At 63.2% G+C, this 15614-nt stretch carries 14 protein-coding genes; 8 read left to right on the top strand and 6 right to left on the bottom strand.

All coding sequences use genetic code 11. The annotated features are described in order from the left end of the window. Positions 1–30 precede the first annotated feature (30 nt). Positions 31–1050, top strand: a complete 1020-nt coding sequence (locus ONG87_RS04895) for a DUF4917 family protein (RefSeq protein WP_264382316.1) — start codon at positions 31–33, stop codon at positions 1048–1050. A gap of 22 nt (positions 1051–1072) precedes the next feature. On the opposite strand, the gene ONG87_RS21100 is transcribed toward ONG87_RS04895, so the two are convergent. Further along, positions 1073–1285: a response regulator transcription factor gene (locus tag ONG87_RS21100; protein WP_277305613.1), complete on the bottom strand. Its 213-nt coding sequence runs from the start codon at positions 1283–1285 to the stop codon at positions 1073–1075. Positions 1286–1371: 86 nt separating this feature from the next. Then, the gene (locus ONG87_RS04885) at positions 1372–2577 is read right to left on the bottom strand and encodes an SAM-dependent methyltransferase (RefSeq protein WP_264382315.1); all 1206 of its coding nucleotides are present in this window, start codon (positions 2575–2577) and stop codon (positions 1372–1374) included. Between the two features lie 223 nt (positions 2578–2800). Here ONG87_RS04885 and bglX point away from each other — a divergent pair, with 223 nt between their 5' ends. The 5 genes from bglX to ONG87_RS04860 all read left to right on the top strand — a co-directional run bounded on the left by bglX (position 2801) and on the right by ONG87_RS04860 (position 10398). After that, a complete protein-coding gene (gene bglX, locus ONG87_RS04880) occupies positions 2801–5092 on the top strand; it encodes a beta-glucosidase BglX (RefSeq protein WP_264382314.1) in 2292 nt (763 codons plus the stop codon). A 24-nt stretch (positions 5093–5116) separates the two neighbouring features. Beyond that, positions 5117–6871: an ATP-binding protein gene (locus ONG87_RS04875; protein WP_264382313.1), complete on the top strand. Its 1755-nt coding sequence runs from the start codon at positions 5117–5119 to the stop codon at positions 6869–6871. Then, the gene (locus ONG87_RS04870; RefSeq protein ID WP_185793991.1) at positions 6868–8196 is read left to right on the top strand and encodes a sigma-54 dependent transcriptional regulator; all 1329 of its coding nucleotides are present in this window, start codon (positions 6868–6870) and stop codon (positions 8194–8196) included. Before ONG87_RS04875 ends, ONG87_RS04870 begins: the two co-directional genes overlap by 4 nt. Positions 8197–8355: 159 nt before the next feature. Next, a complete protein-coding gene (locus ONG87_RS04865) occupies positions 8356–9675 on the top strand; it encodes an MFS transporter (RefSeq protein ID WP_264382312.1) in 1320 nt (439 codons plus the stop codon). A 96-nt stretch (positions 9676–9771) separates the two neighbouring features. Beyond that, a complete protein-coding gene (locus tag ONG87_RS04860; protein WP_264382311.1) occupies positions 9772–10398 on the top strand; it encodes a flavin reductase family protein in 627 nt (208 codons plus the stop codon). On the opposite strand, the gene ONG87_RS04855 is transcribed toward ONG87_RS04860, so the two are convergent. Together ONG87_RS04855 and ONG87_RS04850 are read right to left on the bottom strand one after the other, a co-directional pair. Further along, positions 10391–10630 (bottom strand): hypothetical protein, encoded by a 240-nt coding sequence (locus ONG87_RS04855; protein ID WP_192053662.1) that lies wholly within the window; start codon positions 10628–10630, stop codon positions 10391–10393. The two genes, ONG87_RS04860 and ONG87_RS04855, sit on opposite strands and share 8 nt — an antisense overlap. A 42-nt stretch (positions 10631–10672) precedes the next feature. Beyond that, positions 10673–10996 carry a putative quinol monooxygenase gene (locus ONG87_RS04850; RefSeq protein WP_192053660.1) on the bottom strand — a complete coding sequence of 108 codons (324 nt, stop codon included), beginning with the start codon at positions 10994–10996 and terminating at the stop codon, positions 10673–10675. A 311-nt stretch (positions 10997–11307) separates the two neighbouring features. On the opposite strand from ONG87_RS04850, the gene ONG87_RS04845 reads away from it, so the two are divergent. Continuing rightward, positions 11308–12237: an AraC family transcriptional regulator gene (locus ONG87_RS04845; RefSeq protein ID WP_264382310.1), complete on the top strand. Its 930-nt coding sequence runs from the start codon at positions 11308–11310 to the stop codon at positions 12235–12237. A gap of 124 nt (positions 12238–12361) precedes the next feature. Further along, positions 12362–13870, top strand: a complete 1509-nt coding sequence (locus ONG87_RS04840; protein ID WP_264382309.1) for an MDR family MFS transporter — start codon at positions 12362–12364, stop codon at positions 13868–13870. Between the two features lie 56 nt (positions 13871–13926). Here ONG87_RS04840 and ONG87_RS04835 read toward each other — a convergent pair whose 3' ends face one another. Beyond that, a complete protein-coding gene (locus ONG87_RS04835) occupies positions 13927–14823 on the bottom strand; it encodes a DMT family transporter (RefSeq protein ID WP_122479404.1) in 897 nt (298 codons plus the stop codon). A gap of 137 nt (positions 14824–14960) precedes the next feature. Further along, complete coding sequence (locus tag ONG87_RS04830; protein ID WP_122479405.1) at positions 14961–15593, bottom strand: TetR family transcriptional regulator; 633 nt, start codon at positions 15591–15593, stop codon at positions 14961–14963. Positions 15594–15614: the final 21 nt, after the last annotated feature.

Below are 15614 nucleotides of genomic sequence, written 5' to 3'. Positions count from 1 at the left end.
CCCAAGACACGAGTAGAACGAATCATCACCATGGCACATGACACCTCCGACGCCCACCTCGACGATTGGCAAACCCTGCATAACCGTCAGCCTGCGCAAAGCCTGTTGCTGGGCAACGGCGCCAGCCGCGCGGTATGGCGCAGCTTCGCCTACGATGGGTTGTTCGAGCGCGCGCAAAAGGTGCGCAACAAACCCTTGAGCCTGACCGACCTGGCGTTGTTCAAATCGCTGCAGACCCGCAGCTTCGAACAGGTGCTGGCGGTGCTCAACAGCACCGTTCGGGTCAATGCCGCCCTGGCGATCAGTTCCACCGCCCCGCTCAATCGCTACTATGCGATCAAGGAAGCGTTGATCCATGCGGTGCGCAGCGTGCACATTCCCTTTCGCCTGCTCGATGAACAGCGCCTGGCCGCGCTCAACCTTGCACTGCGCGCGTTCGATACGGTGTACAGCAGCAACTACGACCTGCTCTGCCCCTGGGCCGTGCAGCACGACCCGCAGGGTTTTGCCGAGCTGATGGACGTGGACACCGGTTTCGATATTCGCCAGACCGCCGCCACAGGCTGCCGCGTGCTGTACCTGCACGGCGGTCTGCAGCTGATCAAGAACAGCGACGGCACGACCCGGCAACGCACCGCCGAGGGCGAAGCCTTGCTCGACGGGTTTGCGATCAACACGCCTGGCGATGTGCCGTTGCTGGTCAACGAAGGCCCCAGTGCGCAGAAGCTGCGCACCATCCGCGATTCGGACTACCTGAGCTGGTGCCACGGCGAGTTGAGCCGGCAAGACGGCACTGTGTGCATCTTCGGCCACAACCTGGACAGCGATGATGCGCACATTCTTCAGGCACTGCGTCAGGCGCCTGCACAGACCCTGTATGTGTCGATCTTCCCGCTCAGCGATGCCTGGATCATCAGCCAGAAACAGCGCTTCGAAGAACTGTTCGCCGGCTGCGGCAAGGCACTGTATTTCTTCGACGCGACCAGCCATGGCCTGGGCAGTGCGCAATTGAACGTGGCCGTGCCTGCGGTGTTGAAGAAGCGTCGTTGAAGACGGGAGCGCAACCAGGCGCTCACCACAGCGATATCAACCCTTTCTCCAGTGCCAGCAGCACAGCCACGCTGCGTGAACCCACGGCGAATTTGCGACGAATGTTGGCGAAATGGAAATTCACCGTGGCCTCGGAGCAGGCCAGTATGCGCGAGATTTCCCACGAGGATTTGCCTCTGCCACTCCAGACGAGCACTTCCTGCTCGCGCGGCGTCAGCTTGATGTCGAGCGTCACTGCGAACTCCAACCCTTGGCTTGAGCGCTCATGGTGGCGCTCGTCAGGGGTGGGTCACAATGCCGGCGACTTGTAGTCCCGATGCCTCACAGCGCCTGGCCCAGCAGACCGTCTTCCTGCAGCAGGGTCTGCAGACGCTGCTCGCGAATGCCGTAGAAGGCTTTCAGTTCCTCGATCTTCGCCAGCGCTTCGGCGGACGGGCCGGACGTGTCGCGCTTGACCGCCAGAATCATCTTGTTCTTGTTGGTGTGCTCCAGGGAAATGAACTCGAACACCTTGGTCTCGTAGCCACAGGCGTCCAGCAGCAGGGCGCGCAAACTGTCGGTGACCATCTCGGCCTGCTGGCCCAGATGCAGGCCATATTGCAGCATGGGCTTGAGCAAGCCTGGGCTCTGGATCTGCAGGCGGATTTCCTTGTGACAGCACGGCGAGCACATGATGATCGCCGCGCCACAGCGAATGCCGGTGTGAATGGCGTAGTCGGTGGCGATGTCGCAGGCATGCAGGGCGATCATCACGTCGATCTCGCTGGGCACCACCGAACGCACGTCACCGCACTCGAACACCAGCCCCGGATGTTCCAAGGATGCGGCGGCGGCATTGCACAACTCGACCATGTCCGGACGCAGTTCGACGCCGGTGACCCGAGCCTGACGCTGCAGCGAGTTGGCCACATAGTCATGGATGGCGAACGTCAGGTAACCCTTGCCCGAGCCGAAATCGGCGACCCGCACGGGCGCATCTGTCCTGGCCAGCACGGACGAGGCGAAGGCGTGGGAAAACACCTCGATGAACTTGTTGATCTGTTTCCACTTGCGCGACATCGCCGGGATCAACTGCTGCTGCTTGTCGGTGACCCCCAGGTCATGCAGAAACGGCCGGCTCAGCTCCAGGTAGCGCTTCTTCTCCCGATCGTGACCCAACTCCGGCGCGGCCCGCTCCTGCTGTTGCTTGTTGCGGTGCAGGCTGGCCTTGTTCTTCTTGCTGAATTCGAGCTGCAACTCGTCGGTCAAGGTCAGCAGGTGCGCGTTCTTGAAGGTGTCGGGCAAGGCGTCGGCAATGAACTGCTGGCCATCGGTCAGACTGAAGTTCTTGGTGATGTCACGCGTCTTGTAGCGGTACACGAACGACAGGCACGCTTCACCCTTGATGGTCGCCAACTTGACGATCAGCCGCTGCAGGTCTAGCTCCTGGCCGACATGGCGAGCCAGCACCAGCTTGATGAAAGCGTTCTGCGCCAGGCTGGTGTCGAGCAGGGCAAGGAATTCGGCGCGGGGGTCGGTGACGGACATGGCGAAACGGATCTCGGGTCTATTCAGGCAGGCATTTTAGTGGCTGTGAATGGACTTGGGGGATTTGATTCGACGCTGCTTGCGCGGATGCATTTGTATCAATCCCGGCACCCGACTGGATTGACGAGCGCCGATACGTTAAAACACCTCCGGCAAACTATAAAAACACTGTCACCCGTAATCGGCTGCGGCATCCCTGCGGTAGGCCAGAGAGAAGAACTCAATGAACAAGCTGTGTCTGCTGGGTGTCGTCGTTGGCCTGGCCTTGCAAACCGCGTATGCCGATAGCCCTTCCCTAGGTCCGCAGAACAAGGATGCATTCGTTGCCGACCTGCTCGCACGCATGACCCTGGACGAGAAGATCGGCCAGTTGCGCCTGATCGCCATCGGTGGGGAAATGACTCACCAGCGCATCGAGGCCGAGATCGCCGCAGGGCGCATCGGCGGCACTTTCAATTCGGTTACTCGCGCCGACAACAGGCCCATGCAGGATGCCGCGCAGCGCAGTCGCCTGAAGATTCCCATGTTCTTCGCCTACGACGTGATCCACGGTCACCGGACGCAGTTTCCGATCAGCCTGGGCCTGGCCGCGAGCTGGGACATGGAAGCCATTGCCTTGAGTGCCAGAACCTCGACCGCCGAAGCGGCGGCCGACGGTATCGACATGACCTTCGGGCCGATGGTCGACATCTCTCGCGATCCGCGCTGGGGCCGCATCAGCGAGGGGTTTGGCGAAGACACCCACCTGGTGTCGAAAATCGCCCGGGTGATGGTGGAAAACATACAGGGCCCCAGCCCGGCCAGCCCGGACCGAATGATGGCCAGCGCCAAGCACTTCGCCTTGTACGGCGCGATCGAGGGCGGGCGCGACTACAACACCGTCGACATGAGCCCGCAACGGATGTTCCAGGACTACCTGCCGCCTTATCGCGCCACGGTCGATGCTGGCGCAGGTGGCATGATGGTCGCCCTGAACTCCATCAACGGTGTGCCGGCGACTTCCAATACCTGGCTGATGCAGGATGTGCTGCGCAAGCAATGGGGGTTCAAGGGCGTCACCATCAGTGACCACGGTGCAATTCATGAATTGATAAAGCATGGCGTGGCCAGCGACGACCGTGAGGGGGCCAAGCTGGCCATCAAGGCCGGCATCGACATGAGCATGAACGACCAGGCGTACGGCGAACATCTGCCGGGGCTGCTCAAGAGCGGCCAGATCAGCCAGGCCGACATCGATAACGCGGTGCGCGAGGTGCTTGGCGCCAAATACGACATGGGCCTGTTCGCCAACCCGTACCTGCGCATCGGCAAGGCCCAGGACGACCCGGCCGATGTCAACGCGGAAAGCCGCCTGCATCGCGCCGAAGCGCGTGATGTCGCGCGCAGGACGCTGGTGTTGCTGAAGAACCAGAAGCAGACGCTGCCGCTGAAAAAAGACGCGCGCATTGCCCTCATCGGGCCCCTCGCCGACGCGCCGGACGACATGCTCGGCAGCTGGTCGGCAGCCGGCGTCGCAACGCAATCGGTGACGTTGCTCAACGGATTGCGCAATGCCGTGGCCGACCCCGCCAAGGTCACTTATGCCAAGGGTGCGAATCTCACCGATGACCGTGCGACGCTGGACTTCATCGCCCACTTCAACCCCGAGCACGTGAAGCAGGCCATCGACCCACGCTCCGGCCAGGCCTTGATCGACGAAGCGTTGGCAGCGGCACGCGATGCCGACGTGATCGTGGCCGCGGTGGGCGAATGGCGCGGCATGACCCATGAATCGGCCAGCCGTGTTGCCCTCGACCTGCCGCGTACCCAGCAAGCCTTGATCACTGCACTGCGCGCCACGGGCAAACCGCTGGTGCTGGTGCTGATGAACGGCCGCCCGCTGACCATTGGCGAACAACAGCGCCAGGCAGATGCGGTGCTGGAAACCTGGTACAGCGGCACCGAAGGCGGCAATGCCATTGCCGACGTGTTGTTCGGCGACTACAACCCGTCCGGCAAACTGCCGGTCACCTTCCCGCGCGCGGTTGGCCAGGTGCCGCTGTACTACAGCCACTTGAGCATCGGCCGACCGTTCACGCCGGGGCATCCGGGCAACTACAGCTCGCAGTATTTCGACAGCGAGCAGGGCCCGCTGTACCCCTTCGGCTACGGCTTGAGCTACACCGACTTCAGCCTGTCGAACGTCAGCCTGTCGAGCAAGCGCCTGAGCCGCGACGGCAAGGTGACGGCCAGCATCAACGTGCGCAACGTCGGCAAGGTCGCCGGCGAGACCGTGGTTCAGCTGTATCTGCGTGATGTCGCTGCTTCGATGGCTCGACCGGTCAAGGAGCTCAAGCATTTCCGCAAGGTGATGCTCAAGCCGGGCGAAAGCCAGACCCTGACATTCGATATCGTCGAGGGTGATCTGAAGTTCTATAACCAGCAACTGGTGCGGGCCGCCGAGGCCGGGCAGTTCACCGTGATGATCGGGCTGGACTCCGAGGACGTCAAAGAGGCGACCTTCGAGTTGTTGTAGGTCGGCAACGGCTCGATAGCGCCCGTGACCGGTTCCCGCGCCCCGCGCCTGGCCGTCATCGTGCTGGTCATCGTGGCCGGCGCGTCGTTGTGCGCTGTATGGGCGGGCCGTCACGCCCAGCTGCTGGCGCAGAACGAAGAAGCGGCACGCAGCAATGGCCAGTTGGCGCTGTACGCCAACAGCCTGCACACCCTGATCGAACGGTATCGCACCCTGCCTGCCGTACTGGCGCTGGATCCTCAGCTGCAGCAGTCGCTACAGGGGCCGATCGATCCGGCCACCCAGAACATGCTCAACCGCAAGCTTGAGCGCATCAACGCGGCGGCGCGGTCGTCGACCCTGGAACTGCTGGACAGCCAGGGCCTGGCGGTGGCAGCCAGCAACTGGCGTCTGCCGACCAGCTATGTGGGTCACAACTACGCCTTCCGTCCCTATTTCAGCCAGTCGGTCAGCCAGGGCAGCGGGCGTTTCTATGCGGTAGGCGTGACCAGCGGCATTCCCGGCTACTTCTTGTCCAGTGCGATCAAGGACGCTCGGGACGGCTTTCTCGGTGCCATGGTGGTCAAGCTCGAGCTGCCCGAACTGGAACAGGAATGGGCGCAGGGGCCCGATACCTTGCTGGTCAGTGACGCGCGCGGGGTGGTGTTCATCGCCAACCGACCGGGATGGCGGTATCGCACCTTGCACCCTTTGAGCGAGGCCGACCGTGCCGAACTGCAGCGCACCCGTCAGTATCACGATCAAGCCTTGCAGCCGCTGGACCACCAGGTGCTGGGCAACCTCGATGGAGCGGCCCGGCACGTGCGCGTCAACGGCCCTCAAGGCACCGCCGACTACCTGTGGGCATCGTTGCCGATGGCCAGCGAAGGCTGGACCCTGCACTTGCTCAAGCCTCCCATGGCGAGTACCGAAGACAGCCGCAATGCCGCGCTGGCAGCGGCCGGTTTGTGGTTGAGCCTGGTCTTCGGCGGCCTCTGGCTGAATCAGCGGCGGCGCCTGGCCGCCCTGCGCCAGCGTGGTCGCGAGCAATTGGAATCACTGGTCAGGGCACGCACCCGGGAGTTGCGCGATGCCCAGGAGGGCTTGGTCCAGGCGGCCAAACTGGCGGCATTGGGGCAGATGTCGGCGGCCCTGGCCCACGAGATCAGCCAGCCGCTTACTGCGCAGCGCATGCAGCTGGCGAGCCTGCGGCTGTTGCTCGATCAGGATCGCATCGACGCGGCGCGCCAGGCCCTGGCGCCGCTGGAACAGATGGTGGCGCGCATGGCGGCGCTGACCACCCATTTGAAGACCTTCGCGCGCAAGAGCCCGGCCGGCGTGCGTGAACGACTCGACCTGGCGCGGGTACTCGATCAAGCCCTGCAATTGCTGGAAACGCCTCTGCAGGCGGCGGATGTACGCCTGCACTTGCAGGTCCGGCGGCCGGCCTGTGTCCGTGGCGACGTGATTCGCCTCGAACAGGTGCTGATCAATCTGTTGCGCAATGCGCTGGACGCCATGACAGGGGTGCCTGCCAAGGACATGCACATCAGCCTGCAGCTTCATGGCGAGCAATGGCAGCTGGACATTGCCGACAGCGGTGGCGGCATCGCCAGCGAGCACCTCGAACACTTGTTCGACCCGTTCTTCACCACCAAGCCCATCGGCGAAGGCCTCGGCCTGGGGCTGGCGGTCTCCCTGGCGATCGCTCACGAACACGGCGGCCAGTTGAGCGCGGAAAACCTGGCACACGGCGCACGTTTCACCCTTGCCCTGCCCATCGATACGGAGCCTGCATGAGCAATCAAGTGATGGTCATCGACGACGAAGCGAGCATTCGCGACGCCGTTGAACAGTGGTTGGGCCTCAGCGGCTTTTCGGTGCAGCGCTTCAGCCAGGCCGAAGACTGCCTGGCGCAGCTGCCAGCGGATTTCGCCGGGGTCATACTCAGCGACGTGCGCATGCCGGGCATGGGCGGGCTCGGCCTGCTGGCACAGGTCCAGGCCCGCGACCCCGAGTTGCCGGTGATTCTGTTGACCGGGCACGGTGACGTGCCGATGGCGGTGCAGGCCATGCGCGAGGGTGCCTACGATTTTCTCGAGAAGCCTTTCAGCCCGCAAAGCCTGTTGACCAGCCTGCAGCGCGCTCAGGACAAGCGTCGACTGGTTCTGGAAAACCGGCGCCTGCACAGTCGGGCCGATTTCAGCGAGCAATTGCAGGCGACCCTGCTTGGCGCTGCGCCCGCCATCGCCCAGCTGCGGCGCCAGGTACTGGATCTGGCGCAGTTGCCGGTCAACGTGGTGATTCGTGGCGAAACCGGCAGTGGCAAGGAGTTGGTTGCGCGCTGCCTGCACGATTTCGGCCCACGGGCTGGCAAACCCTTTGTAGCGCTCAACTGTGCCGCGATTCCCGAGGCATTGTTCGAGGCCGAACTGTTCGGCCACGAGAGCGGTGCATTCACCGGCGCCCAGGGCAAGCGCATCGGCAAATTGGAGTACGCCCACGGCGGGACCCTGTTTCTCGACGAAGTGGAGAGCCTGCCGATGGCTCAGCAGGCCAAGCTGCTGCGTGTGCTGCAGGAGCAGAAGCTCGAGCGCCTGGGCTCCAACCAGAGCATTCCGGTTGACCTGCGGCTGGTCGCGGCGAGCAAGCCCGACCTGCTGGAGCAGGCACGGGCTGGGTTGTTTCGCGAAGACCTGGCCTATCGACTGAATGTCGCCGAACTGCGCCTGCCGCCATTGCGCGAGCGGCGCGAAGACATCGTGCGGCTGTTCGATCACTTCACCGCGGCAACCGCAAAGCGTCTGGCGCGACAGGCGCCGCCGGTCAATTCGGCGCAACTGGCCCAGTTGCTCAGCCACGATTGGCCGGGCAATGTCCGCGAGCTGGCCAATGCCGCCGAACGCCACGTGCTGGGCCTGGCCGCGCCAGCGGCGGAAACGGTCAGCGTCCGGCTGTCCCTGGCGGCACAACAGGAAGCCTTCGAAGCCCAATGCCTGCGCGCGGCGCTGGCGCGGCACCGCGGCGATATCAAGTCGGTGATGGAGGAACTGCAACTGCCTCGGCGCACCCTCAACGAAAAGATGCAGCGTCACGGCCTGGCCCGCGACGACTTTCGCGAGTAGGCAAGAATCCGCTCACCCCACTTCTCGTATCGGCAAGAATCCGCCGGCTTTTTTTCGTGAACCCTCTGAAATCGGGGGTACAGCGGCTGGCACGGCTCCTGCTATTGCCTTGGCAAGCGCGAACCAACGCGCTACCAACAATAATGAGAAGGATCCATCATGGATAACTCCAACACCCTGCCCGCCGGGGCAACCGCTGCATCCGCCCCGCCTCGCACCACCGCCAGCCGCGTCAAGTCGATCTTCAGTGGCTCGGTCGGCAACATGGTCGAATGGTACGACTGGTACGTCTACGCGGCATTCTCGCTGTATTTCGCCCAGGTGTTCTTTCCCAAGGACAGCCTCAACGCGCAACTGCTCAACACCGCCGCGATCTTCGCCGTCGGTTTTCTGATGCGTCCCATCGGTGGCTGGCTGATGGGTTTGTACGCCGACCGCAAGGGCCGCAAGGCTGCGCTGATGGCTTCGGTATTGCTGATGTGCTTTGGCTCGCTGGTCATTGCGCTGACACCAAGCTACGAAACCATCGGCATCTGGGCGCCCGTGCTGCTGGTGCTGGCGCGGCTGATGCAGGGCCTCTCGGTGGGCGGCGAGTACGGCACGTCCGCCACCTACCTGAGCGAGATGGCAACCAGGGAACGGCGCGGCTTCTTCTCCAGCTTCCAGTACGTGACCCTGATCTCCGGCCAGTTGATCGCGCTGGCGGTGCTGATCGTGCTGCAGCAGACGCTCACCGAAGAACAGCTGCTCAGCTGGGGCTGGCGTGTACCGTTCGTGATCGGCGCGCTGTGCGCAGTGGTGGCGCTGTGGTTGCGCCGTGGCATGGAAGAGACCGACTCCTTCACCCAGAAAAAGGAATCCAAGGAAAGCACGATGCGCACCCTGCTGCGCCATCCCAAGGAACTGTTGACCGTGGTCGGCCTGACCATGGGCGGTACCCTGGCTTTCTACACCTACACCACCTACATGCAGAAATACCTGGTCAACACGGTGGGCTTCAGCAAAGCGGACTCGACGGCTATCTCGGCGGCCACGCTGTTCCTGTTCATGTGCCTGCAACCGGTGATCGGCGCCCTTTCCGACAAGATCGGACGCCGCCCCATCCTGATCGCGTTCGGGGTACTGGGCACGGTGTGTACCGTTCCGATCCTGACCACGCTGCACACCATTCAAACCTGGTGGGGTGCGTTCTTCCTGATCATGGCGGCGCTGATCATCGTCAGCGGTTACACCTCGATCAACGCCGTGGTGAAAGCGGAGCTGTTCCCCACCGAGATCCGCGCTCTGGGCGTCGGCCTGCCCTATGCGCTGACCGTGTCGATCTTCGGCGGAACCGCCGAACTGATCGCCCTGTGGTTCAAGCAGATCGGCATGGAAACCGGTTACTACTGGTACGTGACCGCCTGCATCGCCTGCTCGCTGCTGGTGTACGTGTTCATGAAGGACACCAAGAAGCACTCACGGATCGAAACGGACTGAAGCTGAGCATGCCTGCGCCGCAAAGGCGGGGGCAGTTGCACTGGCCGCCATGGCCGACGCACACTGGGGGCACCTGAACGCTGAGGATTGCCCCTGATGTCGGATGACACCTACTACTACGAGCCGGCCAAGGGCCATGGTCTGCCCCACGACCCGTTCAACGCCATCGTCGGCCCGCGGCCCATTGGTTGGATCTCTTCCCACGACCGTGAAGGTCGCCTGAACCTGGCGCCGTACAGCTTCTTCAATGCCTTCAACTACACGCCGCCAATCATCGGTTTCGCCAGTGTGGGACGCAAGGACAGCCTGAACAACATCGAACAGACCGGCGAATTCGTCTGGAACCTGTCTACTCGTGCCCTGGCCGAGCAGATGAACCAGAGCTGCGCCGCGGTCGGCCCCGAAGTCGACGAGTTCGAACTCAGTGGCCTGCACCATGCACCGTCGACAATCGTCAGCGTGCCGCGGGTGCTCGAAGCGCCGGTGTCGTTCGAGTGCAAGGTGACGCAGATCATTCAGCTCAAGGGCGCCGACCAGCAGGAAGTGCCCACCTGGCTGATCCTGGGTGAAGTGGTGGCGGTGCACATCGCAAAGTCATTGCTCAAGGACGGGATCTACGACACGGCCGCAGCCGGTCCGATCCTGCGCGGCGGCGGGCCGGCCGATTATTTCGAGATCGGTCCGCAGGCGCTGTTCAAAATGCACCGACCGCAGGTCAAGTAGGCTCGAAGCGCGGCTCGCCTTCATCGTCGACAGCGGCCAGAGTCAGCAAAATCTCGGCGGCAGCGCCATCGGCCTCGTGCGCGGTACGGAACGACTGGCCGTCGAGCACCTTGTGAAACCGCGGCGCACCACCGCCCTGCAGGGCCTTGATGGCGATGGCGGCGTGGTAACTGCCTTCATTGGGCACTACCGCTGAAACCGCTTCGTGATGTTCAAATACCTTGCGTGCCATGACGTACCTCGCAGCTATGCAAAAGCCACGATTGTACGCAGCTCAGGCCGCGCTGGCCTGTTCGATCGCGGCATCCTCGAAAGTGTGCAGATCGAGGCTGGTGACCAGCAGGCCCTGGACCAGGTCGGAGAACACCTGCATGCCGGGGGATTTGAACCAGGCGGTCATCGCGGCGTGATCGCGCCAGACGCCGGCCACTTGCCACAATCGCTCGTCGCCGTGGCTGCGCTGGACTGCAAAATGCAGGCAGCCGGGCATGCCCAGCGCAGGCCGCACCAGTGCCGACAACCCCAGCCCGACCTGTTCGGAATGCCCATGCCGGGCGGTGACCAAGGCACAGTGACTGACGGTAGATAATGAGTTCATGCTCGACTCTCCCTGATTGAACGGTCTGCGGTGAACAAGGTTGCAGCGACAACGTTACGCAACCCCGGACCACAGGGGTTAGCCGTTTCCTGTCAAGGTCTTGCCCGATCCTGCAGGGTTGCAGTTTCAATCAACCCAAGCGGCCCTGTGTGGCGGTTTTCCTGCCCATCCGCACAGTGCACGTGCGGGTTCGGACAAGACGCTCCTACAACTTGGCAGGATTGGGCAAACATCCTGCAGCTATCGTCTACCCTTGGCATTAAGCGCGGATTATCCTCTTAGTCATGTGATGCACAGATCATGGAGCCTGCATGAAACCCGCCGCACCTGCTGCCCTGCCCCTGCACCCTGCCCTGGAACAAAGTCGGTGCGAACTTGCCGAGCGCATTGCCCGTGGCGCACAGGCACCCGGCTGCCATGGCACCGCGATCAGCGGCTTGCATCTGGTGCGCTATGAAGAGTGCGTGCAGTCGTTCCCGGCGTTGGTGCAACCGGCGCTGTGCATCCTTGCCCACGGCAGCAAGGAGGTGCGCCTGGGGGAAGAGCGCTATATCTACGACCCGCTGAACTTCATGGTGGTGTCGGTGGCCATGCCGATCTCTGGACGGATCCTTGATGCCAGCCCCGGCGACCCTAGCTTGTCCCTGCGGTTGGACATCGACCCCGACGAAATCAACGCGGTGATCGCCGACGCCGGGCCGCTGGGCGTGCCTTCGCGTTCGACCCAGCGCGGCCTGTACGTGGAGCAGATGGACACGGCGTTTCTCGACGCCGTGCTGCGCCTGGTGCGGCTGCTGGAAACCCCTAAGGACATTGCCGTGCTGGCGCCACTGGTGCGGCGGGAAATCCTCTATCGCCTGCTGGGCGGGCAACAGGGTCACCGCTTGTATGAAATCGCCGTAGCCCACAGCCAGACCCACCGGGTCAGCCAGGCCATCGCCTGGATCAATCGGCATTTCCAGCGCAGCCTGCGCATCGAAGACCTGGCTCGCGAAGTCAACCTGAGCGTGTCCACCCTGCATCACCGTTTCAAGGCCGTGACGTCCATGAGCCCGTTGCAGTACCAGAAACAGCTGCGCTTGCAGGAGGCTCGTCGACTGATGCTCAGCGAAGATCTCGATGCGTCGGCCGCCGGGTATCGCGTGGGCTACGAAAGTCCTTCGCAGTTCAGCCGCGAATACAGCCGGCATTTCGGCGCACCACCGGTGCGTGACCTGGCACGCCTGCGCATCAGCCTCTGATGTCACGCTGGCAGGGTTGAAAAAAACCGCAGATCACCAATAGAACCGATAGCTAGCTATCAAGTACACTCGAAGACCGCAGCCCGTGGCCATCTTGCCGGGGCGTCTCTTTGCAGGCCTACCTGTGACCGATCTCAGCCACTCTCCGCCGGCCATCAAGAGCATTCTGGTGGCCCTGATGCTGGCCATTTTCCTGGGCGCGTTGGACCAGACCATCGTTGCGGTCTCCATGCCGGCGATCTCCGCCCAGTTCAACGACGTCGACCGCCTGGCCTGGGTGATCTCCGGGTATATGGTGGCCATGACCGTGGCCACGCCGATCTACGGCAAGCTGGGCGACCTGTATGGACGCCGACGCATGATTCTGATCGGCACGGGATTGTTCACCCTGGCGTCGCTGTTCTGCGGCATGGCGCAGAGCATGGAGCAACTGGTGCTGGCGCGCCTGCTGCAGGGCGTCGGCGCTGGCGGCATGGTTTCGGTGAGCCAGGCGATCATCGGCGATGTCGTGCCGCCGCGCGAACGTGGCCGCTACCAGGGCTATTTCAGCAGCATGTACGCAGCCGCCAGCGTGCTGGGCCCGGTACTGGGCGGCTACATGACGCAGTACCTGTCGTGGCGCTGGGTGTTTCTGATCAACCTGCCGCTGGGCGCGTTCGCCTGTTGGTACGCCAGCCGCAAGCTGGCGGGGCTGCCCATACCGCAGCGTACGCCGATCATCGATTACCTGGGTACGGTGCTGATGATCGTCGGCCTGAGCACCTTGCTCATGAGCATCACCCGCGTTGGCCAGGGGCATGGGCTGGACGACACCCAGGTGTGGGCGCTGCTGGTGATTGCCGCGGCAGCGCTGCTGGGTTTTGTCTGGCATGAACGACGTTTCCGCGAACCGCTGCTGCCGATGCATCTGTTTGCCAATCGCGCAGCGGTGCTGTGCTGGTGCACGGTGTTTTTCACCAGCTTCCAGGCCATCGGGCTGAGCGTGATGATGCCCCTGCGCTTCCAGACCGTCACCGGTGCCGGGGCGGACCAGGCGGCTCTGTACCTGCTGCCACTCGCATTGGGGTTGCCCATCGGGGCTTTTCTGGGCGGGCGTTGCACATCGCAGACCGGGCGCTACAAACCCATCATTCTGACCGGGGCGTTACTCGCTCCGCTGGGGATTCTGGGCATGGCGTTCAGTGCGCCGGACAACCTGCTGCTCAGCGTGACCTTCATGCTGTTGACGGGGTTTGCCTGCGGGTTGCAGTTTCCCACCTCGCTGGTCGGCGCGCAGAATTCGGTGCAGGCCAGGGACATCGGCGTGGCCACCAGTACCTTGGCGTTGTTTCGTTCGTTAGGCGGCGCTGTTGGGGTGGCTTGTCTGTCGGCTTTGCTGTTGGCCATGCTGCACGGTGTGCAGTTGGCGGATGGTGCCCTGAGCGGTCATGGGCTTGAGGTGGTGAGTGGCAACGTGCTGCTGACCGGGCTCAACGCTGCGGCCGGCCCTGCTCGCGATGCCTTGCGCATGGAACTGGCGCAGACCTTCCAGCACTTGCTGTGGGCCAGTGCCGGCATTTCCCTGCTGGGAGTGGCCGTGGCACTGGCGCTGCCCAATCTGGAATTGCGCGGCCGCGGGCATGGCGAGAAGTAGCTTGGGCGCAAGGCAGGCCTGGCCTCTTCGCGGGTAGAACCCGCGAAGGGGCCCGCTCAGGCAACCGGTCGCTTCTTGCGCTGGGCCCAGGCTACGGCCAGGCCGCTGAGGCAGATGACGCTGATGCCCACCACCCCGAAGATGTCGGGGGTGTGGTCGAAGATCAGGTAGCCATACATCCCGGCGAACAGGATCTGCCCGTAACTGAACGGTGCCAGCAGCGCCGGCGCGGCATGGCGAAAGGCCTGGGTCAGCAACAGATGCCCGAGCATGCCGCAGGTGCCCAGGCCGACCATGAACAATGCATCGATCCACCCCGGCGCCTGCCAGAAGAACGGTAGCGCGGCGCTCATGATCAGCGTGTTGAAGATACCGGCGAGAAAATTGCTGGTGGTCGGGCTGTCGATGCTGCTGAGCTTGCGCGTCAGCAATTGGTACAGGCCGAAGAAGAACGCGGATATCAACGGCAGCAGGATGGCCGGCGTGAACAGGGCACCGCCGGGGCGGATCACGATGAGCACGCCGATGAAGCCGGTGATCACCGCCGCCCATTGCGCGCGCGTCACCACTTCCTTGAGCAGCGGCACCGACAACGCCGTCACCAACAGCGGTGCCAGGAAGTTGACCGCCGTGGCTTCGGCCAGCGGTATGTAGCGCAGGCTGGTGGTGAAGAACAGGCTAGTGGCGATCAGGCACAGCGCGCGCAACAGCTGCAGCCCCGGCCGCTTGGTGCGGATCACCGTGGACAGCCCGGTCTGCGGCACGAATATGACCAGCATCAGCAAGGTGTGCACCACGTAGCGCGCCCACACCACCACAACGATGGGGAACAGCCCGGAGAGGTACTTGGACAAGGCGTCGTGGCTGGCGAACAGCAACGTTGCCAGACAGATCAGCGCGATACCGCGCAGCGGCTGGTTGACCCCGGTGAGCAACGGGTTTTGCACGCTCATTCACACGCTCGCAACAGGATGATGAAAGGGTACCGGTCGTGACCTGTCCGCCGCACGCAGGTACTCGGGCAGCGGCTGGATGGTGTCGGGTCGATCATGGCGCGAGCGGGGGCGCTGTTACAACTTGATTCAGAACTTTATTTGCGCAACGCCGGTGTCAGGCTCAGCGTCTGCAGGCTCAGGTCCACCCAACGCTCCGCTTCCTGGTACAGATCGAAACTGTCGGGGACGAGCAACCATTGGCCGATCATGCCATCTATATAGGCGTGCAAGGCGATGGCCGCCCTGACGGTGTCCAGATCGTGCGGCAGCTGCTCGCGGTTCACGGCGTTGCGCAACGAGCGCTCGATGCGCACATTGCAGTCGATGCTGACCGACTGGCGCTGGCGGCGCATGTCACACATTTCATCGGTGAACTCGCATTTATGATGCAGAATTTCGTTGAGGCGGCGGGTCTTGGGGTCTACGGCGATCTGCTGGAAAAGGCGGATCAGCAACTGACGCATGCAACCCAGCGGGTCGGGCTCATCCTCGCTCTCGCTGGCCTGGGCCAGCTCCTCGAGCGGCTCCTGCAAGCTGTCGAGCATGGCCTGGACCAGATCCGCCTTGTTGCTGAAGTGCCAATAGATGGCGCCGCGCGTCACCCCTGCCAGGGTCGCGATGTCAGCCAGGGTCGTGCGCGCCACGCCGCGCTCGTAGAAGGCCTGCTCGGCCGCCTCGAGAATCTGGCTGCGGGTTTCCTGGGCTTCCTCTTTGGTACGGCGAACCATGGCAGTCGAACCTCAATCTTC

The organism is Pseudomonas sp. MM227, from assembly GCF_947090715.1.
GTDB classification, from domain to species: domain Bacteria; phylum Pseudomonadota; class Gammaproteobacteria; order Pseudomonadales; family Pseudomonadaceae; genus Aquipseudomonas; species Aquipseudomonas baltica.
Note: the sequence above shows the minus strand (reverse complement) of the source record. Positions and strands in the feature narration are given on the sequence as shown.

Coding starts and splice junctions, on each gene's coding strand:
- ONG87_RS04895 (WP_264382316.1), top strand. CDS start 31: ATGGCACATGACACCTCCGACGCCCACCTCGACGATTGGCAAACCCTG.
- ONG87_RS04885 (WP_264382315.1), bottom strand. CDS start 2,577: ATGTCCGTCACCGACCCCCGCGCCGAATTCCTTGCCCTGCTCGACACC.
- bglX (WP_264382314.1), top strand. CDS start 2,801: ATGAACAAGCTGTGTCTGCTGGGTGTCGTCGTTGGCCTGGCCTTGCAA.
- ONG87_RS04870 (WP_185793991.1), top strand. CDS start 6,868: ATGAGCAATCAAGTGATGGTCATCGACGACGAAGCGAGCATTCGCGAC.
- ONG87_RS04865 (WP_264382312.1), top strand. CDS start 8,356: ATGGATAACTCCAACACCCTGCCCGCCGGGGCAACCGCTGCATCCGCC.
- ONG87_RS04860 (WP_264382311.1), top strand. CDS start 9,772: ATGTCGGATGACACCTACTACTACGAGCCGGCCAAGGGCCATGGTCTG.
- ONG87_RS04855 (WP_192053662.1), bottom strand. CDS start 10,630: ATGGCACGCAAGGTATTTGAACATCACGAAGCGGTTTCAGCGGTAGTG.
- ONG87_RS04850 (WP_192053660.1), bottom strand. CDS start 10,996: ATGAACTCATTATCTACCGTCAGTCACTGTGCCTTGGTCACCGCCCGG.
- ONG87_RS04845 (WP_264382310.1), top strand. CDS start 11,308: ATGAAACCCGCCGCACCTGCTGCCCTGCCCCTGCACCCTGCCCTGGAA.
- ONG87_RS04835 (WP_122479404.1), bottom strand. CDS start 14,823: ATGAGCGTGCAAAACCCGTTGCTCACCGGGGTCAACCAGCCGCTGCGC.
- ONG87_RS04830 (WP_122479405.1), bottom strand. CDS start 15,593: ATGGTTCGCCGTACCAAAGAGGAAGCCCAGGAAACCCGCAGCCAGATT.